This is a genomic window from Acidaminococcus sp., assembly GCF_057597765.1.
In genome coordinates, this window is sequence record NZ_DBMBXK010000004.1 from 118339 (window position 1) to 145147 (window position 26809).

Below are 26809 nucleotides of genomic sequence, written 5' to 3' on the forward strand. Positions count from 1 at the left end.
GCGCCCCTACAACGTTGGAATCGGGGGCCGACAACAACGGTCAGAGAAACGGATCCTCCGATAACCCCGTCCTCAGAATTTTCCGTGGTGAATCCCTGACCCCAACGCCGTAGGGGCTAGCCGCAGGCAAGCCCCTCCCGGCCGCCCAGAGGGGCCCATTCCGCACAAAAAAAGAGCCGTTGCCTGGGCAACAGCTCTTTTTTCAATTGCAGCGAAGGTGGGAATACCCTTATTCGCAAATGGTTAGACGAGCACGATAAAGACGGCAACTAGCCAAAAAATACCCCCGGGCTAGCCCCCCGGGGGTATTCGTGCAAGTATGCACCTTTTGTCCTTCTGGCTGATTCCATTATAGGCCAGAAAGACAGGAAAGTCAATTACGGGAACGGTATTGTATGTGTCAACAAGTTCTTGGAGAAGCCTCCATCACAGTACCGTTATTCATGCATGTTTGAAAGGGCAGAGTGAAGAGTGCAGAGGGAAGAGCGGGACGGCAGGGCCGCCCGCTCCATGCATCAACCGCCTCCCGCTAAAGGAGACCATTTGCCATGGGCAAATGCTTTTGAATGAAAACGCAGCCCTGTGGGCTGCTAACCCACCACCCATGCTGGGCATGGATACCCCCGCCCTTGCAAAGGGCGGATATAGAACCATGGGCCGGGCTGCCGTACAAAGTTGGAATCGGGGACTGACAACAACGGTCAGAGAAACGGATCCTCCAACAACCCCGTCCTCAGAATTTTCCGTGGTGAATCCCTGACCCCAAGGTTGTAGGGGCTAGCCGCAGGCGAGCCCATCCCGGCCGCCCAGAGGGGCCCATTCCGCACAAAAAAAGAGCCGTTGCCCGGGCAACAGCTCTTTTTTCAATATTTGGCGGAGGAGGTGGGATTCGAACCCACGGTCCCTTGCGGAATCGCCAGTTTTCAAGACTGGTGCCTTAAACCACTCGGCCACCCCTCCATAAGCTAACAGAGTTAGTATATCGTAGTGATTTTCCCTTGTCAAGGAACTCTGCCTACTCTTTTTATCCAACCTAGTGTATAATAAAAGTACTGCAATCAAAAGGAAAGGGCGGGTGGACATTGTGGATCTGGTGGACAAGCTGAAGGAATATTCCGTGCTTACGGAGGAGGAGTATAAAGAACTCCTGCTGACGGAGGATCCTCTGCTCCGGGCCAAGCTGTTCCGGGGGGCCCAGGAGGCCATGAATTTTGTGTTCCACCGGAAGGTGCATTTCCAGGGGGTGCTGGAATTCACCAACCACTGTCCCCAGAACTGCCTGTTCTGCCGCCGCCGGGAAGAGAACAACGACCTGCCCCGTTTCCGGCTGAACTGGGAACAGATCCGGGGCGCCTGCGAACTGGGGTACCAGATGGGGATCCGGTCCTTCCTGCTCCAGGGCGGGGAAGACCACTACTATACGGACATGATCATGTGCAACCTGCTCCGGAACCTGCAAAAGCAGTTCCCGGACTGTGCCCTGGGGCTGTCCATCGGGGAACGGAGCCGCCAGTCCTACCACCGGCTCCACCAGGCCGGGGCCCAGCGGTATTTCCTTAGCTTCCAGACCGCGGATCCTCTCCATTTTTCCCGGCTCCATCCTCCCACCCATTCCCTGTCCACCAAAATCGCCTGCATCAACGATCTGAAAGACCTGGGTTTTGAAACGGATACCGGGTTCCTGGTGGGAGCCCCTTATGAACAGGCGGAATACCTGGTCCGGGATCTGACCCTGCTCCAGGAGCTGGCTCCCCATTCCATCACCCTGACCCCCTTCCTGCCGGAAGAGGGGACACCTTTCTACCAGCAGGACCGGATGGCCCTGGAAGAATACCTGCGGCTTACGGCGGTGCTGCGGATCCTGTTCCCCCGGGCCAACATTGTGGCTCCCTGGTCCATCCGGCGGATCCATGCCCACGGCCAGATCCTCAGCGTCCAGAGCGGGGCCAATGTGCTGCGGATGCCCATGGCGCCTCCTGCCGGCCCGGAAGACCTGAGCCAGGACGCTCAGAAAAAGATGCTCCACACGGTGGAAGTCATGTACCGGTATCTGAAAAATTACGGGTACTATCTGACCCCGGGCCGGGGAGATTCCCTGCTGTATCCCCACCGGGTGGAAGACCCTGAGCCCGCAGCCCTGGAAGAGGCCAAGACGGAAGAGACGGAAAATCCCGAAACTGAATAAAGAAAACCAAGATATGTTGTTAAAACAACATATCTTTTTTTGTTCCTCCCGTATACTATGACATGTAAGGAAACAAAGAACCTGCCGCAAGGCCAGGTTCTGCTGATAAGGAAAAACAAAAATCATCATACAATGGAGGAAATGAAAATGGAAAACGCAAAGAAAATCACGGGCGAAATGCTGGTTGGCAAGATCTGTGCTGAACATCCGGAAGCCATCCCGGCTCTCCAGGCTGTAGGGATGCACTGCCTGGGCTGCCCTTCTTCCCAGATGGAATCTTTGAATGACGCTGCCTTCGTCCACGGGCTGGACCCTCAGAAGGTGGTTGACGCTGTGAACGCCGCTCTGGCGGAAAACTGAGGGGAGGGGAGACCATGAGCGCATTTCTGGGACCCATCCATCACTGGCTGTACGGCAAGATCCAGCTCCAGGAAGCCATCATCGCCCGGATCGCCGGAGAAGCGGAAAAACAGGGCTGGGGCACCGGGGACAAACCGGCAGCTGACTATGTAAAGGAAGAAACCCGTCCTCTGGACGAACTGATCGACACCACCAACATCCACGGCTGGCTCCAGGGCCGGATCCACGATGCGGAAGGCCGTTATGCCCAGCTGGTGTCCGCCCTGCTCCACCACAACGACAACCTGCTGCCGGAACTGGAAAAACTGGCCCGGGAAGTGGGCCAGGACCGGGCTCTGGGTTCGGACGCCGATGCTTCCGCCATCTACCGGGCCTTTGAAGACGCCTTCCTGAACGGCATGCCCTGCGACCGGGTGAACCAGGTCACCGACCAGAATCCGGATGCCTTCGCCTGGGACCAGACCGATGATCTCCACGGGGGCTACTGGCAGGAAGCGGACGTGAACCCCCGGGTGTACTACATCCTGCGGGATGCCATGATGGAAGGGATGCTGGAAAACACCGGCTACACCCTGGAACAGGAAGACCACACCCATTACGTGCTCCGTCCCAAAGCGGCCTGAAGGAGGAAGAACCATGACCTACAGCATTGAGTGCATGAAAAAAGAACATGAGAACATCAGCCGGATGCTGGAAGTGATCCGCCAGGCCTGCATCGGGATCCTGGAACTGTCTCCGGTGGACGTGGGGGATTTTCGGGACATGGTGGATTTCATCCGGAACTATGCGGACAAACATCATCACGGGAAGGAAGAAAAGTTCCTGTTCCCGGTGATGGTGCAGAAGCTGGGCCGGGTGGCGGACAACCTGGTGACCCACGGGATGCTGGTGGAACACGACCTGGGCCGGGACCACGCCATGAGCCTGGCCACCGCCCTGGATGAATACGAAAAGAATCCCAAGACCGAATACAAGCTGGACATCCTGACGGAAGCCATGGGCTACGCACGGCTGCTGAAGCGCCACGTGGAAAAGGAAAACAACGTGGTGTACACCTTCGCCGAAAACCAGCTGACCCCGGAAGACCTGGCGGACATCGACGCCAAAAGCAGGAAATTCGAGGAAGAAGAAGGGGCCAAAGGGGTCCAGGACCATTACCTGGGAATTTTGGAACGGTTGGAGAAGAAGTATCTGTGAGTAAAGGGGCTGCTTGGAAAAGCAGCCCCTTCTTTGTGCTATAATGAAACCATCTTCTATTCTAGGGAGCGTGATGGTATGGATGCACAGAAAATCATTGAACGGGCGGTGGATGACCGGTACCGGGAGGAACTGATCGGCCTGAGCCGGAAAATCTGGGAACTGGCGGAAGTGGGCTACGAAGAAACCCGGTCCGCCGAAACCCTTTGTGAGGCCCTGGAACACCACGGGTTCGCCGTTACCCGTCATCTGGTGAACATTCCCACTGCTTTCAAAGGCGTCTGGGGCAAGGGACGCCCGGTGGTGGGGATCCTGGGAGAATACGACGCTTTGCCGGGACTCAGCCAGGAAGCGGGCTGCCCGGTGAAAAAGCCGGAACACGAAGGCTGCCCCGGCCATGGCTGCGGCCACAACCTGCTGGGCACCGGGGCACTGGCCGGCGCCCTGGCCCTGAAGGACTATCTGGAAGAAACCGGCAAACCGGGCACCGTGGTGTATTTCGGTACTCCGGCAGAAGAAAACCTCAGCGGCAAAGCCTTCATGGCCCGGGACGGGGCCTTTGACGGGGTGGACTTCTTCCTTACCTGGCATCCGGCTCCGGAAAACCGCACCGCCACCCCCCACCTGAACGCCAACGTGTGCCGGACCTACAAGTTCAAAGGCATCACCTCCCACGCCGGAGGCGCTCCCGAACTGGGCCGCAGCGCCCTGGATTCCTGTGAGATCATGGGGGTGGGGGCCAATTACCTCCGGGAACACGTGATCATGGAAGCCCGGATCCACTACGCCTATCTGGACGTGGGCGGCCGGGCCCCGAACGTGGTCCAGGACCATGCGGCGGTCCGCTATGTGGTCCGGGCCCCCTATTACCGGCAGGTGAAGGAAATCGTTCCCCGGCTGGACGACGTGGCCCGGGGGGCGGCTCTCATCTGCGGCACCCAGGTCACTGTGGAACGGGAATCCGGCTATTCCGAATACATCAACAACAAAGTCCTGGCCCAGGCAGCCACCGAAGCCTTCCACGCCATCGGTGCGCCCCAATGGGATGACCGGGACTTCGCCCTGGCCAAAGCCTTTACCGATTCCTTCAGCGACAGCATGAAGACCAAAGAAAAGGACATGATCCTGAAACGGTACGGCCGGGACCGGCTGGAAGAAAAACTGGCCCGGCCCCTGGATACGGAGATCAAGGACTTTGATCCCGACCGGGAAGAACTGGATTTCGGCTCCACCGATGTGGGGGACGTGGGCTTCATCGCTCCCACCTACTACTTCAACGTGGCCACCGAAGCCCTGGGCACTCCGGGCCATTCCTGGTACAAAACCGGCCAGGTGAATTCCAGCATCGGCCAGAAAGGCATGCTCACCGCCGGCAAAGTCATCGCCCTGACTGCGGTGAAAGTCCTGGAAGACCCGGCCCTGCTGACAGCCGCCAAAGAAGAATTCCAGGCCAAGAACAACGGCCAGTACGACTGCCCGGTGGCAGGAGTGGAGAAGCTGCCGAAGCTGTAAGGGCCGGGAAGGGCGGGCCTTCGGCCCGCCCCTGCGGCGTCTCCGTCGGACATTCGGGCTGCTGGTCAGAAAAACACAGATGCCCCGACAATTCCGTCCCTATGGTTTTCCTGATGGATCTTTGACCCCAACGCTGTAGGGGCTTGCCGCAGGCAAGCCCATCCCGGCCGCCCAGGGGGCAAAAACGTTCAAAACCAGATGCGGCAGCATCTGGTCTCTATCGGCCGCTGACCGCTGACAAAAAAAAGACCGGCAGCCGCCGGTCTTTTTTCCTTACTCTCAGTCTTCTACTTTTTCAATGGCACTTGCCGGGCAGCCTTCCATGGCAGCCAGGGCATTGGCTTCTTCTTCAGCCGGAACAACATCGGGAATGGCTTCCGCCACACCGGCGTCCGTCATATGGAACACAGCAGGGCAGGTCCCTTCGCACAGCCCGCAGCCGATACAATTTTCGTTAACCTTGAATTTCATAACAGTCACTCCCCTTTACATTGGGCCCGGCACCGGTATTCGGTGACCGGGCCTCTTTATGGTTCCAGTATAGCCCGGGAACCTGAAAAAAACAGTTGGTGGAACAACGAATGAAAAAAATAGTGAAGAGTGTAGAGTGAAGAGTGAAGAGCAGGGACGGTGGGGCCGGACCGCCTCACGCCAAAGGAGACCTTTTGCCGGAGGCAAATGCTCCCGAATGGAAACGCAGCCCAGGGGGCTGCTAACCCACCACCATTGCGCAGGCGCAACGGTCCCCCGCCCTTGCAAAGGGCGGATAACAAGTACGTGGGCTTCGCCCTTGTACTGAAATAAACAATGGGCCGAAGGCCCGAGCGTATATCCGCCCTTTGCAAGGGCGGGGGACCAGCCGCAAGGCTGGTGGTGGGTTAGGCGCCGCAGTACCCGGCGCCGTCGTCCTTCCCGGCCGTCGGTCGGGCCATACGTTCAGAACCAGATGCGTCAGCATCTGGTCTCCACAACGATGAACGACCAACGACAGACTCGCTCCCCACAATCTACCTGTAACAACTGCAAAAATGATAAAAATACAAATATCCACAAATTCCTCACTTTATTTTCATCTTTTATTCATTATCACAATTTTATTCATTTGGCGTAAATTCCTTATTGAAGACTGAAATACAACATATTACAATGAGAAATGTAATTTCAGCAGAATGGATTGCAGACAGGAATGAAAATCTACAGCTGATAAGAATAAATCGTTACTGGAATGCCAAAATACAGACAGTATAGAAATATGGCAGAAACGGTGATTCCGGTGAAATTGAGCAAGGGGGAGACCTATGAACAGGATCTACAAGGTCATTTGGAGCAAAGTGCGGAACAGCTGGGTAGTGGTATCGGAAATCGCCCGGAACCACGGGAAGGAACATTCCCAGCGGAAAAATATACCGGGGTGGGGTATATGCCCTGACTCTGGCCCTGGCTCTGGGCCTCACCTGGCCCTCAGGAGCATGGGCGGCGGATAAAACGGTTGATCTGGGCAATGGGGGCGCCGCGGCTTACGATAACAAGGGCAATCTGACTGTAGGGAAAGTAGTTCAAGGCCAAAGCACTGACAAAAAAGGTGAAAATAACACTGCCATTGGTACCCAAAGCGATACCCTCCGCAACGTAACGGAAGGGGATACCACCAAAAACGGCCAGCCCATGGATGCAGCCAATACCAAGTTGGTAGACGGGGAAGGGGCAGCCCATAAACTGGACACCTCCACTGAATCCGGCGGCTCCACAGCTGTAGGTTACAATAACAAGGCTGAAGGGGACAATTCCACCGCCATCGGCAACACGGCAAAAATCACCAACAAACCCATAACCTATTACGCCGACAAAGACGGCAACAAGACTACATCTACCGACAATGCCGCCTGGTACAAGGACAGCAGCGGCAATCCCACCCAGGTGCCCCAGGTGTTCCGGGACGCCGACGGCAACACCACTACTGTGCCCCAGTACGTCCATACTTATACGGTCAAAGATCCGGATACCGGGGTAGAAACCACCAAAACCGAAATCACCAGTGATGCCGCAAAGGCCGACCAGAAAGACGGCAAGCCGGTATACAACTACCAGAAATCCGACAACCTGGATAAACTCTATTCCGTCACCCTCTACCAGGCCGCCAGCAATTCCATCGCCGCCGGGTCCAGTGTGACCGCCAACGGGAACAACGCCGTGGCAGTAGGGTACAATTCCACTGCGGACAATTCCGCCGTAGCAGTGGGGGATACGGCTGTGGCCAGTGAAAATGCCGTATCCATCGGCAAAAATACTAATGCCAGCGTGGAAGGCTCCATTGCTCTGGGTAAAGATTCGAAAGCAGACCGCTCCGGCGGCATTACCGGCTGGGACCCCAAGACCGGCACCACGTCCACCCAGAGCGGCCTGGCCTGGAAATCCACAGAAGGCGCCCTTTCCGTAGGCAGCGGCAGCGTCAGCCGCCAAATCACCGGCGTAGCCGCCGGCAGTGAAGACAGTGATGCCGTCAACCTGGCTCAGCTGAAAAACGCCATGACCCATTACTACAGCGTGAAGACCACAGCAGATACGGATGCAGCCGGGAACAACAACTACCTCAACGATGGCGCCACCGGCGACAATGCCCTGGCCGCCGGGGTCAGCGCTGTGGCCAAGGGGAACAATGCCACGGCTGTGGGTACCCAGACCTATGCGTCGGGAGAAGATGCCTCTGCTTACGGATACCGGGCTGCAGCCATGGGGAAAGACAGCGTATCCATCGGTTCCGGGACCAGTGCCCAGCAGGAAGGAGCTGTGGCTATCGGTGGACATGCGATTGGAAGTAATTCTATTGCCATCGGTTCAGATTATCGCAGCAATCGGGTTAGTGCTGCCGGTAGCAGTTCTATTGCTATTGGCGGGTATACCAACAGTGATTACAATGTTGCCATTGGTTCCGGGTCATCCACCAGCGGCCCGTATGCCATCACTGTTGGCGGTTCTGCCACATCGGATCATGCAGTTTCTATCGGCGGTGTAGCTGGAAATTCACAGGCAACGGCCGTAGGCAGCGGCTCTTCAGCAACGGGTCAACAGAGTACAGCCATTGGGGCTTATTCTGCAGTCAGTGGCAGTCATGCCGTTACCGTGGGTGGTACAGCCTCGGGCGATAATGCCGTTTCTGTAGGCGGTGTGGCTTCCGATAATGCAACTGCCGTAGGACGTGGTTCAACCGCTTCCGGCGGCCAGAGTACGGCCGTCGGTTTTCAGTCGGCTGCTGGTGGAAGCAATTCTACAGCAGTGGGCTTGAGTGCTGCGGCTTCCGGCTCTTCGGCTACAGCGGCAGGGTATGGAACAAATGCACAAGGTAATTATTCTACGGCCCTGGGGAACATGAGTTCAGCAAGAGGGGAAAATTCTACGGCCGTTGGCGGAGCCAGTGCCAGAGGAAAGAATGTGACGGCTATCGGCAAGAGTTCCACCGTGGAAGGTAATGGCTATTATGATGATTCGGTTACGGACGCAACAGCCATTGGCGGTGCCCATGTTGGCGGAGATGCAAATTATTCTACGGCCATCGGTTCCAATGCTACGACAAATCAGAATTATGGCGTGGCTTTGGGCTACAATTCCAATGTATCCTATGCAAGTACAGGTATAGGCTCTGGAACCAAAGCCTCCAATACAGGTACGGCTGTAGGCTATAATGCTCAGTCTTCCGGATACCAGTCCGCTGCCGTAGGGGCTGGTTCCAATGCTACGGGACAAAATGCTGTTTCTTTGGGTGGCGGAGGAGCCTGGGGGAATTACAGCATTGCCCTGGGATCCGGAGCCGGGACCACGGCTCATGGCATTGCCTTGGGACAGAACAGTGGGGCCTGGGGTGAAAACGCCATTGCCATCGGCGAAGGGACCAATGCCTGGCGGGCCAACTCCATTGTCCTGGGGAAAAATTCCAAATCCGGGGCGGATAAAAATATCGAAGGCTATGACCCGCGGACCGGCATGGCTTCTGTGGACGATACCTCAACCTGGCAGTCCACGGACGAAGCTGTTTCCATCGGCCGGGCAGAAGAACGGGATGGGGATGGCAAAATCACTGCCACTGCCATTACCCGCCAGCTGAACAATCTGGCTGCTGGTACTCTGGATACGGATGCCGTCAACGTGGCCCAGCTGAAAGCGGCCACCCAGAAGGTCAATGTCCATGACTACAGCGTCTGGTCTCCCGATACGGAAACAGATACCAACTATACCAACGAAGGTGCTGTGGCTAAAAATTCCATGGCAGCCGGTGTCAGCGCCAAGGCGACGGGCGACTCTGCTGTAGCCATCGGCAATGGCGCTCAGGCAGAGGGAAAGGGTGCCACGGTCATCGGCAAGAATGCCAAGGCTACGGGCCAGTATGCCACGGCCTTTGGCGGGCTGGAAACCACTGATAAAAAAGGAAATATTGTCAATATTATCAATACGGCCAGCGGTGCATCTTCCACGGCCTTTGGCCAGGGTGCTCAGGCTAAAGGTGCTGCTTCTCTGGCTTTTGGCCATAATACGGTGGCAGGTGCAGATGACGGCAGTGGCCAGCAGTCCGTGGCTTTCGGCGAAGACACGCAGGCTCTCGGCGGCCGTTCCCTGGCCTTTGGCGAGAAGACCATTGCCAAGTACAATGACTCCGTCGCTTTCGGCAACGATACCCGCGCTTCTTCCACGGGCGCCACGGCCTTTGGCAACCGTACCCGTGCTCTGGCACAGTATTCCACAGCCTGGGGTAACGCCACCGTCGCCGCCGATGAAGAATCAACGGCCTGGGGCACGGATACCATCGCTGGTGCCAAACTCGACGAGAATGGTGCTGTGACCAACAAATACACGGAAGATGACACGAATAAGACAGAACAGATGGATGTCCATGGCAATCTTGCCTACACGTACACATCTGCTGCTGATAATAAAGTTCATACTGCCGGCATCAAGCAGATGCCAATCGACAGCGGCAGCGAACTCCACGATTATGTGGTTCTGGCCGGCAAGGATGGCAACACCTACGTCCGTGATTATCAGGGCAGTCTCTGGAAGGTCAATGTCGATGCCAATGGAAATGTTACCATTGATACGTCGGCAGGTACGAACGGTAAAGTCTACAATGGCCAGAAGAAGACCTCTTCAGCCAAAACTACGATTAATGGTACAGAAGTCGCCATTACGCCGGACAATGTGCTGACGAAAGCCCATGAAGGAACGAACGGCTACAACATCGACGGCTATAAAGATGCCACGGCCTTCGGCTATTCCACCGAGGCTTCTGGCGACTACGCCACGGCCTTCGGCAACGACACCAAGGCCGCTGCGGCAGGTGCCACGGCTTTCGGCTACAAGACGCTTGCTTCCGGTGAGAACTCCACCGCCTTTGGTGAGAATTCCATCGCCGCCGGCAAGAATTCTTTGGCGGCCCTCGGCGCTACCACAACAGACGCTGCAACTAACGCGGCCGCCATCGGGAGCGGCGCCAAGGCAACCCTGGCGGACAGCGTGGCTCTGGGCAGCGGGGCTCTGGCCAACCGTGCCAGCGGATCCAAGGGCTATGATGTGCTGACAGGAACTGCCAGCACAAATACTTTCGCGGCTTGGGTTTCCAATGCCAACGCCCTTGCCATCGGCAACGACACGGAAGGCAGCCTGCTGACCCGCCAGATCACCGGTGTGGCAGCCGGGTCCCTGGATACAGATGCGGTGAACGTGGCCCAGCTGAAAGGGGCGGGCCTGAGCTTCACCACAAACACCAAAGATGCTTCCAACACCACGGACAACTACAAGGGCTACAAGGTGGTCAGCCGGAAACTGGGAGATACGATTTCCATCAAGGCCAGCGACGAAGCGGCTAACCACAGCTACAGTACCGCCAACCTGACCACCCGGATTGCGGAAAACGGGGATATCTCCATCCTCATGGACGAGAATCCGGCCTTTACGTCGGTTACCACCAGCGATGTGATTTTTGCCGGCAATCCGGACCTGACGGACAAGGACGGCAAGGCGGCCAAGGCGGATACCAATGCCGCCTACGGTACCAAGACCTTGACGGACAGCCAGAACATCACCTCCGCCGGTAATGACACCCAGGCCACTCGCCTCCACTATAAGGATGACCAGGGCCATACGTATGAAGTCGCCACCATGGATGACGGCCAGATCTACGCCGGCGATATCAAGACCGATGGCACACTGGACAACACCGGCTTTGCCCGGACCATGAACCAGAAGACCACCATCAACGGCGGCGTGACGGAAAAGGATAAACTGACCGATAACAACATCGGCGTGGTCTCCAACGGCACCGACACCCTGACCGTGAAACTGGCCAAGGACCTCAAGGACCTGAACTCCGTCACCACCGGCAAGACCGTCCAGAACGACAGCGGCATCAAGATTACCAACAATGCAGGCGATGAGACCAAGAACGTCATCATCAACGGCGACCAGATTTCCTTTGGCGGCAACCAGGTTAACAACATGGGAAGCGGCTCCGACGGCACGGCTGATGGAAAACCGACCTACAACACGGACACCAACGGCGCCAATATCGGCGATGTCAAGAATATCGCGGGCAGCACCACGGATGCAGCCAAGCTCACTGGCGACTCGAATATCACCGTCACCTACAATGATGCGGCTGCCGGCGGCAAGAACACGGTCAAGCTCAACGACAGCATCACGCTGGGCAGCGATGACGGTAAGAAAGTTACCATCGACGGTACGAAGGGCACTATTACGGTTGGTGATAAAGTCAGCTTTGATGGCAGTACTGGCAAGGGCAGCATCGGTGGCGTGACCATCGGCAGTCAGACCGGCGTTGCCACCACTAAGAAGGATGGCGACAAGGCCAAGACGGAAGACGGCACCTTTGTCACGGGCCTGACCAACACGACCTGGAACCCCGATGCCAACGGTATCGTCAGCGGCCGGGCGGCTACGGAAGACCAGCTCAAGACGGTATCTGACACGGTCAATGCCGGCTGGGAACTGGATGTCAACGACGGCAAGCAGAAAGATGTGACGCCTACCAGCAGGAAGGTCAACTTCAAGCAGGGACAGAACATCATCATCTCCGGCAGCGGCGACGATGTTACTGTGAGAACGGATGATACGGTGCGCTTTACGACGATTAACGTAACAGGCGATAAGGATGCTTCAGGCAGCTACACCGGCGGCATCACCATCGGCAAGCAGTCCGGCGGCAATAGCGCCAACCCCGGCCCGGGCTACTATATCACTGGATTAGAAAATACGAGTTGGAACAGCAGTCAGATCCAGAGCGGCCGGGCGGCTACGGAAGATCAGCTCAAACAGGTTGCCGAAGATATCAAGCATGGCACGGTAGACGGCGATAAATACATCACCGGCGGCAATGCTACCTATGATGAATCCGGCAAAGGCTCGGCGGCTCTTACCGGCACCAATGGCCTCGAGGGCACGATTTCCAATCTTCACGATTACTATGTCACCAGGGGCGAAGTGTCGAATGATGGCAAGACTTTGATCATGACCAAGAATGACGGCACTACCTTCAATGTAAGCCTTGATAAAGTCATGCAGTCGGATATGCGCCTGGTGAAGAACCCTGCCAGCAAGGACGGCAAGTACACCGTTGATAATAATGGTGATTTGACGATCACTGTGCAGGATGCCAATGGTATAGAAGCAACGAAGCAGACCATCACGCTCTCCGGCCTGGCTTCCAAGGAAGAAGTGGATAAAGGACTCAATTTCGCGGCCAACTCCGGCACGGCTTATAATGCCAAACTGGGCGGCAAAGTGACCATTAAGGGCAGTGATCTCAAGACAGGCCATGACTACAGCGAAGATAACCTGACCACCGAAGTCGATGCCGACGGCAATATCACCATCAAGATGGACAAGGACCTGACGGCCAACACGGTGACAGTCAGCGGCAAGGATGGCAAAGACGGCCAGATCGGCATCACCGGCAAGGACGGCGCTGACGGCACAGTGACCACCATCATCAAGACCATCGGCAAGAATGGCACCGATGGCAAGAATGGTACGCCTGGTGTCAACGGCACCGACGGCATCACCCGCATTGTCTATCAGGACGGTGAAGCCGGCACTACGACCCATACCGTGTCCACCCTGGATGACGGCCTGAAATTCGGGGCCAATATGCCGGTGGCCGGCAAGACAGCCAATCCGGTGGGCAATAAACTGAACAGCACCATCAACATCAAGGGGGCCGGCACGAAAGAACTGGACAAATACTCCGGTCAGAATCTGCTGACTTCCGTGGAACAGGATGCGGATGGCAACACCACCATCCATGTACTCATGGACAAGAACATCTCTGCGGACAGCGTGGTGGTAGGCCAGGAAGGCAAAGCCGGGAATGACGGCAAGGATGGGTACATCGGCATCAACGGGAAAGACGGCGCTGATGGCATCACCACCACCATAATCCGTACGGAAAAAGGACAGCCCGGTGCTGACGGCAAGAATGGCAAACCTGGCGTGGACGGCACGGACATCACCCGTATCGTCTATACGGACAAAAATGGGCAGAACCCCCAGACCGTAGCTACGCTCGATGACGGCCTGAAGTTCGCCGGCGATGACGGCCAGAATGATGATACAAAAGTCATCAACAAGAAGCTCAATAAACGGCTGGATATCGTGGGCAAAGCCCAGGGTGACCTGACGGACGCCAATATCGGTGTGACAAAAGATGATAATGGCAAGCTCTACATCCGGCTGGCCAAACATGTAAATCTGGATGATGGCACCCTGCAGGCCGGTGATGCTACGATTGGCCACTTCACCAACACGGAACTGACCACCAACAAGGGCAACCATCCGGTTGATGGCAGTTATACGATTGGTCTGTCCAATAAGGACTGGAGTGTAACGGCCCCGGATTATGTCAGTGGCCGGGCTGCCACCGAAGATCAGCTGGCCAAAGTCAGTGAAGCCATCACTAATGCCACCACAGCTGCCGGCAAGCGTACCGTGGTCACGGTCAACGACAAGTCTGATCCGGCAACCGCTGATCCGGGGACCAATACCTATGGGGAATATGACAAAAAGAACGGCAACCTGATGATTGCTGCTGAAAGAGACAGCGATGGTCTCATGACCTACAACATCAAGCTCAACGACAATCTGGCCCTGGGCAAAGACGGTGCGGACGGTCAGGAAGGCTCCATTGGCCTCACCGGCAAAGATGGTCTCCCGGGGACCGACGGTAAACAGAGGTACAGTACTACCATCATCAAGACGGAAAAGGGACAGGCAGGAAAAGATGGCAAGACCGGCAAGGAAAATCTTAGCGGCACGGACATCACCCGCATTGTCTATACCGATAAGGATGGCCAGAATGCTCAGACCGTGGCCACCCTGGACGACGGGCTGAAATTCGTGGGCAACGACGGCCAGGAAGTCACCCGGAAGCTGAATGAGACCCTGTCCATCAAAGGCGGCTTGGATAAAGACGCTGTAGCCAAGGCATCCAGCAAGAACCTGGGCGTCCGCAAGAGTGGCGACGGACTGGAAATCGTCATGACCGATACGCCGGACTTCACCAAGGTCATGGTGGGCGGTGACAACAAAATCACCATCGGCGGACAGACCAATTCCGACACCAAGAATCCGGCCAACGGTAACTACATCACTGGTCTGAACAACACCAAGTGGGACAAGGACCATGTGACGGAAAACCGGGCCGCTACGGAAGGGCAGCTCCGCGATATTGTCGGCTCCATCACCAATCAGAACCAGGGCGGTGGTTTTGCCCTGACGTCTGATGAAAAAGGCGCTGACAAGATTGTCAAGCAGGATTTGGGCAAGGCTATCCAGATTAAAGGTGACACGACCTACAAGGCTGATGGCACTGTGGAAAAAGCTGGCAACATCAAGACTTCCATAGACAATGGAGCCATCAAAGTTGAACTGAATAAAGATGTCGACCTGACTAAAGACGGCAGCATCAAGGCTGGCGAAACGACCATCAATAAAGATGGGGTGAAGACTAACGAAGTCAAAGTCGGTGACATCACCATCACCAAAGACGGCATCAACGGCGGGGCCAAGCAGATTACCAACATTGCCAGCGGCATTGACGGCAAGCAGTATGCCGATGCCGGCGACAACAATGCGGCCAGCATCGGGGATGTGAAGCAGCTGGCCAAGAATGAAGCAAAGGCTTCGGAAGCCAAGAGCGGCAAGAATATCACCGTGAAGGATGACCATACGGTGAACCTGAATGATGATATCATCCTGGGCAATGATCCCAATAAGCAGGTTGCCATCAAGGGCTCCAACGGCCAGGTAGTCATCGGGTCCGGTGACAGCACCATGACTCTGGGCAAGCAGTCCAATACAGCGGGAGACAGCAATCCGGCAGACGGGAACTACCTGAACGGTCTGGACAACCGGAAATGGGATGGAGAACACATCCAGAACGGCCGGGCCGCTACGGAAGATCAGCTGAAGACGGTCAGCGACAAGGTGAACAGCGGCCGCAAGTTCCAGGGTGATGACGGCAAAGATGTGACCGTGGACCTGGGCAAGACTTTGAACATCAAAGGCGGTGCCGCAGACGTCAGCGATGCCAAAAACATCGGTATCGTGAGAGGGGACGATAATACCCTCAATGTACGCCTGGCCAAAGACCTGACCGGCCTCAACAGCGTCACCACCGGCAACACCACCATCAACAACAGCGGGCTGACGGTGAAGACCGGGAATGCCAACCGGACCATCACCGTCCAGGACGGCAAGGTGGACATGGGCGGCAACCAGATCCACAATGTGGCACCGGGGACGGCACCGACCGATGCGGTGAACGTAAGCCAGCTCCAGCAGACCGGCCGGGCCATCAACCAGCTGGGCAACAGTGTGAATAAACTGGGCGCCCGGGTGGACCGGGTAGGGGCCAACTCCGCAGCCCTGGCGGCCCTCCATCCTCTGGACTTCGATCCTGACGACAAACTGGACTTTGCCGTAGGGGCCGGCAGCTACAGCGGCGCCAACGCCGTGGCCCTGGGGGCCTTCTACCGGCCCAACGAAGACGTGATGTTCAGCCTGGGAGGCAGCACCGGCGGCGGTGAAAACATGGTGAACATTGGCGCCACCTTCAAGCTGGGTCAGCACAACCACGTATCCAACAGCCGGGTGGCCATGGCCAAGGAAATCCGGGGCCTGAAGGAACTGGTGGCCAAGCAGGAAGGGGAGATGCAGCAGCTGAAGACCCTGATGAACCAGATGGCCGGCCGGACCGTGATAAAGGTGGACAAGGATGCCCTGTTCCCGGATATCCCTGAAAACCACTGGGCCTATGACTACGTGACCAAACTGGCCAGAGCCGGTATTGTGGAAGGATATGAAGACGGAGAGTTCAAAGGGAACCGGATGATGACCCGGTACGAATTCGCCGCGGTGATCTACCGGGCCATTATGGCCGGAGCTGGTTCCAACCCGGCCCTGGACCAGGATGGGACCCTGGGGAAACTGGTGAAGGAATTCGACGGAGAACTGAAATACATCCGCATCGACGTGATCGAAAAAGACAGACACGGAAAGCCCACCATCGAAAGGGTGCGGACCGTGGAAGACAGTGAAAAACATCATGGGAAGTAAAAAACAGGGCTGTTGCATACGCAACAGCCCTGTTTTTGTCAGCAACCCTTTTTTTACAGACTATGTACCTCTTTCAATCCCTGGACCAGCCCCGGCACCTTCCGGTTGGGGTTGGGCACCAGGAAGCCGCCCAACCGGCGGCCCGCCATTTGTACCATACGTTGACCCCAACGGCGTAGGGGTTCGCCGAAGGCAAACCCGTCCCGGCCGCCCGGAGGGCATGGCAAGAAGTCAGAAACGGCCCCAGGGGCCCGGCCGCCCTCTTTCATACTTTTTTTCTCCGGCCAGGTATGGTAGAGTAGTACTGACATAAGGAAAATCTTTTCAGAGGAGGACTGAAAATGTTTTGCATAAATTGTGGTACGAAACTGCCGGATGGGGCCAAATTCTGCTTTAACTGCGGGGCCAGGATGCCGGAAATGCCAAACGGTACGGTGCCGGAAAGTGCCCCGGCGGCAGACAAAGAGGCAGGGGCCTCGGCAGGCAGCACGGCCGCCCCAGAGGCTCCCGCCACATCCGGACAGCCCGTTGCAGAGACGGCCCCTGCACCTGTGGAGGAAACCCTGCCCGATGTGCCGGGCAGCCAGTGCGTCATCCTTTCCAAATATCACATCGATTTCCCCCGGCCTCTGGCCCTGCGGCGGCAGCTGTGGGCCTCCTTCAACCGGGAAGGGGCCCGGCAGAGACGGCTTGTGGGCCGGTATATCCGGGAACACGTTGCGGTGGAGGAATACACGGACCCGGCTTCCCTGGTGGGGGACCTGACCAGGATCATCTTTAATGCCTGCGATCCTTCCATAGAGGCGGCGGTGGAAGTCCTGCTCAATCACGGCATTGATTTTATAAGTAAAAAAGATCTGGAAGACAGACTTTTTGAGCAGTACAAGAAAACAGAACTGGTTACCGGGCTGGCCGAAGACCAGGCGGTGATTGCCCGCTACCTGGAGCAGCTGGGGGAAGAAAAAGAGATGAACAAGGCCCACTGGCAGGGAGGCGGCTTCGGCATCACCGGGGCCATTACCGGTGCGGTGAAAGCCGGCATGCTCAACATGGCTTCCGACGGACTGAGCGCCCTGGGACGGGCTGTTACGGGCAATTCCTATTCAGACAGGGCCAAACGGTTCATCCGGCAGCGTCTGGACCGCCGGAATTACGGGAGCCTGGGGGGCAATCTGGCGGACAACGTGATTTCCGTCTGGCTGGTCAACTACCTGATGGTGACCCTGACAGAGCATCACAAGCTCCCTCCCTTCAGCTTCCGGAACAAAGAAGTGGAGAGCCGGCTGGACAACATCGAGGTGATGATGGAAAAAGGCCGCTGCAGCAAAGAAACGGCCATGGAGACCCTTTGTGACTGCCTGACCCAGACTGCGGACAGCCGTTCCGTATACCGGGCCATGGCGAAACTGGCCCCGGAGGCCATTCCGGATATCCTGAAAGTGGCGGATGCGGAAGGAGAGGGGCTTTCCCTGGCCGGGGATTTATGGAGCGGCCTCCATCAGAAAGGGAACATCCCTTTTCCCTATTGGGTGGACTGCCTGGGCATTGAAAAAGGCCAGGCCATCAGGACCCCTGGGGAAATGGCGGCTCTCCAGTATCTGATGCGGGAGTATCCGGAAGGGTATGAGGAAGAACGGGTTGTGCTGGTCAATGCCAGCGACCAGACCCTTCCCTTCTATCCGGAGCTGGAACATGTTTCTTATTACGGGTTCGGTGACCATCTCCAGTTTGCCTATGAAGGGACGGAGCCTCTGGATTTTGCAGCCAAAAAGATCCGCTTCTATAATATCCGGTTTGCCCCGCCTTATGAGGCAGTGGCCGCGGCTCAGGTGGAAAATTTCAAAAAGGACGCCCGGAAGGCCCTGGACAAGGGAGACCGGCAGCAGGCGGCGGCCTCTTATCAGGCGGCTGCGGACATGGGGGACAGGGAAGCCATGTGCCGGTTGGGACTTGTGTGCCGGGATCTGGGGGACCCGGAAGAAGCGGCCCGATGGCTGAAGACGGCGGCAGAACTGGGGAATCCCAATGCGGCCTGGGAATTCTACCGGCAGAGTGTCCAAAACGGGTCTCCGGAATACGACTACCTGTCCGCGGCGGCCAGATGGGGCCATGGAGAAGCCAATATGAAAGAGGGCGAACTCTATGAAACCGGGACGGAAATGGAAGACGGCCAGGACTTTGACAAGGCCGCAAAGTATTATGGGAAGGCTGCGGAACTGGGCGTAGAAGGGGCCGCAGAAGCCCTGGAACGGACCAACAAGGCACGCCATACCCCTGCCTTCCAGGAGGCCCTTTTCAAGAACTACCAAAAATACAAGGACAGTAACGAAGAAAGGGCCCTGGACTATCTCCGGCGCAGCGCGAAGCTGGGATACGGGAAGGCCCGGGAAGTCCTTGCTGCCTGGGATCTGGAACAGGGGGCCCGGCTCCGGCAGGAAGAAGAAACGGACTGGTCAGAAATCTGTGCCCTGTACCAGGAAGCGGCGGACTGTGGCAGTCCGGAAGGCTGCTGGGAACTGGCCCGTTTGAAAGAAAATGGAAAAGGGACGGCTGTGGATCTGGCAGGAGCAGACCTTTTGATCCGCCAGGCGGCTGAAAAGGGCGTTGGGCCGGCCTGTGCCCGGATGGGCCTGGAAGAAGCCAAAGCCGGCCATAAGGAGGCCGCTTTCCAGTGGTATCAGAAAGGGGCTGAGGCGAAGGATCCCCAGGCATGTCTCCAGACCGGTCTGTGCCGGGAAAAGGGAACAGGCTGTGAAAAGGACCTGGAAAAAGCCCGGGACCTGCTGCGCACAGCCCTGGCCGGAAATCTGGCAGAAGCCCTGGCCCCTCTGCAGCAGGTGGACCTGGCCCTGGGGGACGCATTCCAGGCGGCAGGACGCGTTGAGGAGGCTCTGGCCTGTTATGAAGAGGCCGCAGCAGGAGAAAACGCTGAAGCCATGGTGAAGGCGGCGGCACTCCGGGGCAACCAGGATCTGGAAGACTGTTACGATTATGGGAAGGCCATGAGCTGGTATGAACGGGCGGCCAGCCTCCAGCCGGAAACGGAGGAAACGAAAACCGCCCGGATCTGTCTGAAGGCTGCCGGTGAATACCCGGACCTTCTGGCCTATCTGGAAAGCAAGCATGGGGCTCAGCTTGAAGGCAGCCATTACTATCTGGGGGACAATATCCCCGGAGACCTTCTGGACAACGCCATGAAGGCCTACGGCAGCCGTCTGGGTGTGGACCGCTCTGAAGTCCTGCTGCTCTGTGATGCCTCCAACGCCCTGCTCTGGGGAAAGGGAAAGAAAGGGTTCCTTCTGACAGACGAAGGGGATATCTTCACCTCCCAGGGCGGAAAAGCCTTCGTGGATGATTTCTGCCGGGTGTTCCTGGACCAGGATCATACGCTCCAGAGTGATACGGGTTTTGTCCTTTGTACCTTTGAAGAAAGTGACTGCAGCAGTCTGGATGCCAATTTTGCCTCCTGGCTGTCAGAAGAAGTGATCCTGTCCAAGGAAGAATACAATCTTGCCGAAGCCCACGGTGTCTTTGCCGATGAGGAAGAGGAAGACGAAGAGGAAGACAAAAGGGAACCCTCCGGCAGCCAGGCGGCGGAGGAACCCCGGCCTGCTGCTCAGGAGGCGCCCGCTGTCCCTGCTGACCGCCCGGCCGCAGGTTTCTGTTCCCAATGCGGAACCCCGGCCAAACCGGGGGCCCGGTTCTGTTCCCATTGCGGTGCTCCTCTGGCAGTGGGGCCTGCAGAAAAAGAGACCTCTTCAGAAGGAACTGACCGGGCAGCCCTCCTGGCCTTTGTACAGCAGCTGGCTCCCCTGGCCAATAAAACCAATACCTATCTGTACTGTGCCCCTGATATCCCGCCCAAGAAGATGGCCAATGCCCTGTCCAGCTATGCCCAAAGCTATGGGCTGGATCCAAAGGATGTCCTTGTCCTTTGCGACAAAACCGTAAGGGGAACGGCCCGGGACGGCTTCCTCCTGACCTGGGATACCCTCATTTCCTCTGAAACGGGAGCCGTTCCCCTCAAAGAAATCGGCCGGATAGAACCGCCCACCAGCATGTGGAGCGGCAAAATGATCCTCCAGCCCGGGAACCGGAAATTCCTGGCCATAGCCCGGGATGACGAACTGACAGCGTTCTGTGAAGGGCTGAACAAGCTGCTGAAGGGCAAGTAAAGAGGGCAGAGAGCAGAGCGTCAGGGCTTGGCAAACTGATGAAAACGTATTTCATCGATTGGCCGCACCCTGCAAAGACCAGGACCCTCCGGAGTATTGCGTTGTTATCGGTCCATGGACAACGGCGGCGTAGGGGTTCGCCGAAGGCAAACCCATCCCGGCCGCCCAAGGGGCCAAAACGTTCAAAGCCAGATGCCCGGCATCTGGCTTCCTATATCACGATATGTTATACTGTACACGGTGTTGTCTATACGGTAGGCGGTCAAATCTTGCCCCAGAGATGGGGTGGAGCCCTATGACGAAATACGATTTTTTTACCTTTTTGGTAATCCTCTTCGTGATTATCGTTGCAATTCGGGCATAAAGAAATCCGCCTCCAGCTTCCAACAGTAGGCGGATTTCTTTCCATACACTGCTATGGGGCTGACCGTCACCAGACAGCACCTTTTGTATTTTCATTATAACACAGATCCATAGGATTGCAAGGAGAACGGAGAACGAAAAGGGGCCAGCCGCTTTTCAATCTCGCGCCAAAAGGAAACCATTTGCCGGGGCAAATGGACATGAGCTTACAGTCTCTAGTCACTAGTCTCCAGCCGATGGAAGGAACCCGCAGGGCGGGTTCCTGGGAATATCCGAAACTCGCAGGCCGGGAAAGGCGTGCCTGGGGCCCGCCCCTACAGCGTCAGGGTCTGACAAACCGATAGCAACGTATTTCATCGATTGGCCGCACCCTGCAAAAACCAGGAACCTCCGGAGTATTACATTGTTATGGGTCCATGGACAACGAGGTTGTAGGGGTTTGCCGAAGGCAAACCCGTCCCGGCCGCCCAGAGGGCAATACATTCAAAGCCAGATGCCCGGCATCTGACCTCCAAAACGACAAACGATGAACCCGAAAAAAGCCGCCACCCGAAGGTGACGGCTGTCCTTTTTAAAATATGGTCGGGGCGACAGGATTCGAACCTGCGGCCTCTTAGTCCCGAACCAAGCGCGCTACCAAACTGCGCTACGCCCCGACAACACAAATAGATTATAGAGGGTCAGCGGCCATTTGTCAACTGTTCTTTGCCAAATTCCGGAAAAATTTTCAGCCGGATCTCGAAAGGCCGCTCCCAGGGCAGGCTTACGGCAAACTGGGCGTCCCGGAACCAGTACCGGGTCTTCCCGTCTTCATAGTAGGGGAACTGGCGGCAGTACCACAGGAACACCTGGTGGTAGATCCCCAGCTCCCGGGATAGGTAGCAGGTGGCGGCGTTGGGGTAATCCCCGCCTTTTTCCGGGTCCACGCCGTTGAAGTCCTGGAGCTCCGCCATATGGGGACGGATCAGTTTCTGGTAGGCCCAGTCGTCCAGGAACCGGGCGTAGTTGAACCGGAAATTGGCGCTGTACAGGGCAGGAAGCTGGTCCTTGGGCAGCCGTTTTGCCTGGCCGGACACAATGGTCCCCTGGGCCACGGCGGTGCCGATGGCGTTGGAGGCGGTGTTCCAGCCGGAATAGGACAGCAGCCGGGGCAGGGGCGTCCCGTTGGCCATGAGATGGGGCAGGATGCAGTCTCCGGCGGCGAACCGGGTGGACAGGTCCACCAGAGCCACCGGTTTCCGTTCCATCAGGCTTTTGATGTCTCCGGCGATCCTGGTATAGTCTTCGTCCTTTTCCCCGCCGCAGTGGATGTACAGGACGAAATCCGCCCCTTCCAGGGAACCGGTTTCCACCCCGTTGGCCAGTTTGATCTTTTCCTCCGCAATCTGCCCCAGGGTCAGGGGGACGAAATGGAGGGTGTAATCCTTCATGGCCGGGTCCCCGTAGAGCACTTTGATCCTGGGCCGGTATCCGGTGCGCCGGCTGTAGATCCTGGCAGCGGCCAGGGTGCCCAGTTCATCCGCCCCCTGGGAGGTGTAGATGGGGGGATGCAGGTCGTAGGCGTTGGGATAGGCCCCCGCGTTCAGCCGGTTGTAGTTGGGCAGGCCGTAGGGATGGGCATCGTCCTGGCCGATCACCAGGTCCGTCAGGTTCTCTTCGGTGACGAACTGGACCAGCTCCTCATTGAACCGGTCGTTGTCCCGGTACAGGGTGATGTACTTCCACTTCAGGTCCATAGGGATCAGGGCCTTGACTTCTTCGTAGTTCTCCTTGTCGTAGGGCAGCCCCCGGATTTTCTTGTCCATGTTGATGGTCCAGGTCATAAGATGCCACTGGTACCACCGGTCCGGCAGCACATGGTCGCTGATCAGCAGACGGGGGATGATGGAATACAGGTAGAACTGCTTGTCCGGGTTGTCTTCCTTCAGGTCCTCCAGATAGGTGAAGAAATCCCCGGCTTTCCGGTCTGTCAGGGGCTCCATCCGGGAATGGAGCAGGCCTCCGAAGATCAGAAGGTCCGAAGAAAGGAGGGCCCCCTGCTGGCCGGGTATGATGCCGGTGAGCCAGGTTTTGAGCGCCGGGACCTTGGCCGGTTCGTCGTACCAGTCCATGATCTCATTGGGCGGAGCGGTGAAGCGGATGCCCCCCAGGGCCCCCAGTTCTTCGGTGAAATCCCGGCAGGGAGGCCGGTTGTCCAGAGGCAAAAGGGCCCAGTTTTCCGCAGCCGGCACCTCTCCGGGAGAAAAAACAGCCCCTCTGGGTGCCAGAGTATGATACAATACACCTGCGGCCATGGCTGCAGCGGCAAGAGCCAGAAGGGGTTTCTTCAGCTTCACGGGGGGATGCTCCTTTCACAGTATAATAATCTATTATAACGTACGGAAGAGGTTTTGTGTATGCGAATCATTACGGGAAAGGCCAGGGGACTGAAACTGGTGACCCCGAAGAACTATCTGGTGCGGCCTACAGCGGACCGGGTGAAGGAAGCCCTGTTCAACATCATCCAGAGCCGGATCCCCGGCAGCACCGTGCTGGACGCCTTTGCAGGCACCGGGAACCTGGGGCTGGAAGCCTGGAGCCGGGGAGCGGAACAGATCGTCTATTTCGACAAAAGCCGGGAGAGCCTGAAGCTGGTGAAGGCCAATGTGGAAAAGGCCCGGGCCGGGGAACAGGTGACCCTGATCCACACCGACGCGGTGAACGGTCTTGCCATGATGGCCCAGCAGGGAAAGGCCTTCGATGTGATTTTTTCGGATCCGCCCTATGACAAGGGTCTGAACCGGAAAGTGGTGGAGGCCCTGGAAAAATGGCCGGTGCTGAAGGAGGGCGGTCTCCTGGTGCTGGAACACTCCCTGGAGGAGGATCCGGCAGACTATCTGCCCCAGGGCACAGAATTCCGGCAGGAAAAGTACGGAGATACGAAAATCTCCCTAATAGTGTGGAAAAGCTGAACCGTTTTTGTTATAATGGTACGTAGCAAATCTGCTTCTCTTGGAGGTTCAACGTGCGTAAAGCGGTATGTCCGGGCAGTTTCGACCCGGTGACCATGGGACATCTGGATATTTTTGAACGGGCCAGCAAGATGTTTGATGAACTGATCATCAGCGTGTTCGTGAACCCGGCCAAGGACAAGGCCATGTTCTCCATGGAGGAACGGGTCTCCATGATCCGTCAGGCAACGGCCCACATCCCCAATGTGCGGGTGACATGTTTTTCCGGCCTGCTCAACGAATTCTGCGAAAAGAAAGGGGCCCGGTTCATTGTCCGGGGTCTCCGGGCGTTTACGGATTTCGAATACGAATTCCAGCGGGCGCTGCTCATGAAGGAAATCGATGAACAGCTGGAAACGGTGTTCATCATGACCAACGCCAAATATTCCTATCTCAGCTCTTCCGGAGTGCGGGAAATGGTCTATTTCGGCGGCGATATTTCCGGTTTTGTACCGGACTGCATCCGGGAGCAAGTGATGGCCCGGGGGAAACAATCTCTCAAACGGTAGGATCGAATACAAAAAGGAAGGAACGATGGTCATGGAATTGGATAAAATCTTGGACGAAATGGAAAGCATTCTGTCAGATGGCTGGAGGATCCCTCTTGTCAACAAGGTGATGATCGACGAAAACGAAATCACCATGGTGATGGACAAGCTGAGAGCGGCGGTGCCTCTGGAAGTGAAACGGGCCCATGACCTGCTGGAAGAACAGAAGAACATCATCGACAAGTCCCGGGCGGAAGCCGACCACATTGTGGAACAGGCCCATGCAGAAGGGGGACGGATTGTGGATCTGGCCAAGGCGGAAGCGGACCGTCTGGTGCGCCAGGAAGAAGTGGTGAAGGCTGCGGAAGAAAAAGCCAACGGGATCATCGCCACCACCCAGCAGTACGACCGGGATATGCGGGCGGCTGCAGATGCCTATGCGGAAAAGCTCCACAGCGAATCCATGCAGTACGCCATGGACGTGTTCAACTATCTGGAAGAAAACCTCACCAAGACCCTCAGTGCCGTACGGGACAACGGGAACGCCCTGAAATCCAGCTACGACGCCGACCACCAGCTGAACGCCGGGGACAAAGGGGAAGAAGAGAAATAAGGGACGCAACGGAAAAAGCCTGTTGTGCTGCTCAAGGCAGCATAACAGGCTTTTCTTTGTAATCCCGGTCCGTGATCTTTCCTTCGGTCACCAGCTGGTACAGGTCCTGGGCCCTCAGGTCCAGCTGGAGCTGGCGGCGGAAGGCGGGGGAGGGGGCCTTGGCCAGGGTGTCCTTCTGGATGGCGGTGAGAAGGGGGAGACGGGCGGTATGCTTCATGGCCCGGAGCAGCTGCCGTCCCCGGTCCGTGAACCCCAGCACCCGCAGGTACTGCGGCCCTTCCTGGGCCCCCTGGCGGAAAGGACAGTCCGGGCCGGACAGCAGGAACTGCCACAGGATCCGCCGGATCCGGGAAGGGGAATACCGCCGGGTGCGCACCTGGTCCACCAGCCCGTCAAAGCTGACCGCCCGCCGGCATTTCCAGATCCGGTCTTCCAGCCCTTCGGACACCTGGGTGAAGGCGGCCAGGTCCGCCGGGGACCCTTTTTCCAGAGCAAAGGCCAGCAGGGTATCCAGCCGGTCCTCCCGGGCTCCCAGGTCCAGCCCTGCCCGGCACCAGTCCCGGCACGGGGAACGGAGGGACGTGGGCAGGGCTTCTTCTGCAGCCCGGGTGAACCCCCGTTCCGCCACTTCCTTCCGGAAGGCGGTGGCACTGGGCCAGGTGCCTTTTTCCAGGGCGGCGCTGCCGTAAAGGGTCCCTTCCCGGCGGATGGGCAGGGGCTGGATCTCCGGGTGGCCCTTCAGGGCCTTCAGGTATTCCAGGGCCAGCAGGTTGTTGGACCCGGAAAAAAGTCCCTGATAGGCCAGGTTCCGCCGGCAGGCCAGCTGCTCCGCCGCCCCGGCATAGGAAAGGCCCCCGGAAAGGGCTGCTGCCCATTCACCCGGAGAAAAGTCCTCCCGGGCCAGCTGGAGCAGCAGCTTCGGGTCCCGGGCTTCGCAGCCAAAGGACAGGTGGGTCACAAGGCCGGTGGCGGCCAGGCTTTCCACCCCAAAGAAGGCGAACCCCTGGGCACTCTGGAGGCTCCCGGCCGCCGGCAGTTCCAGCACCAGGTCCACCCCGCCCAGGAGAGCCAGCCGGGTCCTGCGCCATTTGTCCCACAGGGGCAGTTCTCCCCGCTGGGTCAGGCTGCCGCTCATCACGGCAATGACGGGCACCGGGCCCAGCAGCGCCCGGGCGGCCTCCAGCTGATGGCCGTGGCCCCGGTGAAAGGGATTGTATTCGGCCACCAGGCCGATGACAGAAGGTTGTTCCATAGCAGATCTCCAAATTTTTATTTTACAAATCCGTAAAACTTTGCTAACATATATTAGT

At 57.4% G+C, this 26809-nt stretch carries 14 protein-coding genes, 2 tRNA genes and 1 pseudogene; 12 read left to right on the forward strand and 5 right to left on the reverse strand.

The features are described from left to right. Nucleotides 1-871: 871 nt before the first annotated feature. A tRNA-Ser gene (locus ACZOF8_RS03795) sits at nt 872-960 on the reverse strand. Between the two features lie 115 nt (nt 961-1075). On the opposite strand from ACZOF8_RS03795, the gene hydE reads away from it, so the two are divergent. The 5 genes from hydE (at nt 1076) to ACZOF8_RS03820 (ending at nt 5254) form a co-directional block, all read left to right on the forward strand. After that, nucleotides 1076-2185, forward strand: a complete 1110-nt coding sequence (gene hydE, locus ACZOF8_RS03800) for a [FeFe] hydrogenase H-cluster radical SAM maturase HydE (protein ID WP_022488170.1) — start codon at nt 1076-1078, stop codon at nt 2183-2185. A 147-nt stretch (nt 2186-2332) separates the two neighbouring features. After that, nucleotides 2333-2545 carry a DUF1858 domain-containing protein gene (locus tag ACZOF8_RS03805; protein ID WP_022488169.1) on the forward strand — a complete coding sequence of 71 codons (213 nt, stop codon included), beginning with the start codon at nt 2333-2335 and terminating at the stop codon, nt 2543-2545. A 14-nt stretch (nt 2546-2559) separates the two neighbouring features. Further along, a complete protein-coding gene (locus ACZOF8_RS03810) occupies nt 2560-3168 on the forward strand; it encodes a hypothetical protein (protein WP_022488168.1) in 609 nt (202 codons plus the stop codon). Between the two features lie 13 nt (nt 3169-3181). Next, complete coding sequence (locus tag ACZOF8_RS03815; RefSeq protein WP_022488167.1) at nt 3182-3742, forward strand: hemerythrin domain-containing protein; 561 nt, start codon at nt 3182-3184, stop codon at nt 3740-3742. A 78-nt stretch (nt 3743-3820) separates the two neighbouring features. Further along, nucleotides 3821-5254 carry an amidohydrolase gene (locus tag ACZOF8_RS03820; protein WP_154487324.1) on the forward strand — a complete coding sequence of 478 codons (1434 nt, stop codon included), beginning with the start codon at nt 3821-3823 and terminating at the stop codon, nt 5252-5254. A gap of 279 nt (nt 5255-5533) precedes the next feature. On the opposite strand, the gene ACZOF8_RS03825 is transcribed toward ACZOF8_RS03820, so the two are convergent. Next, the gene (locus tag ACZOF8_RS03825; RefSeq protein WP_154487323.1) at nt 5534-5725 is read right to left on the reverse strand and encodes a ferredoxin; all 192 of its coding nucleotides are present in this window, start codon (nt 5723-5725) and stop codon (nt 5534-5536) included. A gap of 827 nt (nt 5726-6552) precedes the next feature. On the opposite strand from ACZOF8_RS03825, the gene ACZOF8_RS03830 reads away from it, so the two are divergent. The 4 genes and pseudogenes from ACZOF8_RS03830 to ACZOF8_RS03845 all read left to right on the forward strand — a co-directional run bounded on the left by ACZOF8_RS03830 (nt 6553) and on the right by ACZOF8_RS03845 (nt 21045). After that, complete coding sequence (locus ACZOF8_RS03830) at nt 6553-6738, forward strand: ESPR domain-containing protein (RefSeq protein WP_487426566.1); 186 nt, start codon at nt 6553-6555, stop codon at nt 6736-6738. Between the two features lie 181 nt (nt 6739-6919). Continuing rightward, nucleotides 6920-16870: an S-layer homology domain-containing protein gene (locus tag ACZOF8_RS03835; RefSeq protein WP_487426567.1), complete on the forward strand. Its 9951-nt coding sequence runs from the start codon at nt 6920-6922 to the stop codon at nt 16868-16870. 341 nt (nt 16871-17211) lie between these two features. After that, nucleotides 17212-17274: pseudogene (locus tag ACZOF8_RS03840) on the forward strand (zinc-ribbon domain-containing protein); the annotation flags it as partial. A 15-nt stretch (nt 17275-17289) separates the two neighbouring features. Next, nucleotides 17290-21045, forward strand: coding sequence for a zinc-ribbon domain-containing protein (locus ACZOF8_RS03845; protein WP_487426577.1), 3756 nt, complete (start codon nt 17290-17292; stop codon nt 21043-21045). A gap of 942 nt (nt 21046-21987) precedes the next feature. Here the strand turns inward: ACZOF8_RS03845 and ACZOF8_RS03850 are convergent. After that, nucleotides 21988-22064 (reverse strand) — tRNA-Pro (locus ACZOF8_RS03850). Between the two features lie 24 nt (nt 22065-22088). Continuing rightward, the gene (locus ACZOF8_RS03855; protein WP_308664204.1) at nt 22089-23744 is read right to left on the reverse strand and encodes a DUF4127 family protein; all 1656 of its coding nucleotides are present in this window, start codon (nt 23742-23744) and stop codon (nt 22089-22091) included. 60 nt (nt 23745-23804) lie between these two features. Here ACZOF8_RS03855 and rsmD point away from each other — a divergent pair, with 60 nt between their 5' ends. The 3 genes from rsmD to ACZOF8_RS03870 are packed head-to-tail and all read left to right on the forward strand — an operon-like array spanning nt 23805 to nt 25499. Further along, on the forward strand, nt 23805-24359 hold the full coding sequence (gene rsmD, locus ACZOF8_RS03860) for a 16S rRNA (guanine(966)-N(2))-methyltransferase RsmD (RefSeq protein ID WP_022487438.1): 555 nt from the start codon (nt 23805-23807) through the stop codon (nt 24357-24359). A 53-nt stretch (nt 24360-24412) separates the two neighbouring features. Continuing rightward, nucleotides 24413-24907 carry a pantetheine-phosphate adenylyltransferase gene (gene coaD / locus ACZOF8_RS03865; protein ID WP_022487439.1) on the forward strand — a complete coding sequence of 165 codons (495 nt, stop codon included), beginning with the start codon at nt 24413-24415 and terminating at the stop codon, nt 24905-24907. A gap of 31 nt (nt 24908-24938) precedes the next feature. Continuing rightward, nucleotides 24939-25499, forward strand: coding sequence for a F0F1 ATP synthase subunit B family protein (locus ACZOF8_RS03870; protein WP_022487440.1), 561 nt, complete (start codon nt 24939-24941; stop codon nt 25497-25499). 31 nt (nt 25500-25530) lie between these two features. On the opposite strand, the gene ACZOF8_RS03875 is transcribed toward ACZOF8_RS03870, so the two are convergent. Beyond that, nucleotides 25531-26751, reverse strand: coding sequence for a nucleotidyltransferase family protein (locus tag ACZOF8_RS03875; protein ID WP_487426568.1), 1221 nt, complete (start codon nt 26749-26751; stop codon nt 25531-25533). Nucleotides 26752-26809 lie beyond the last annotated feature (58 nt).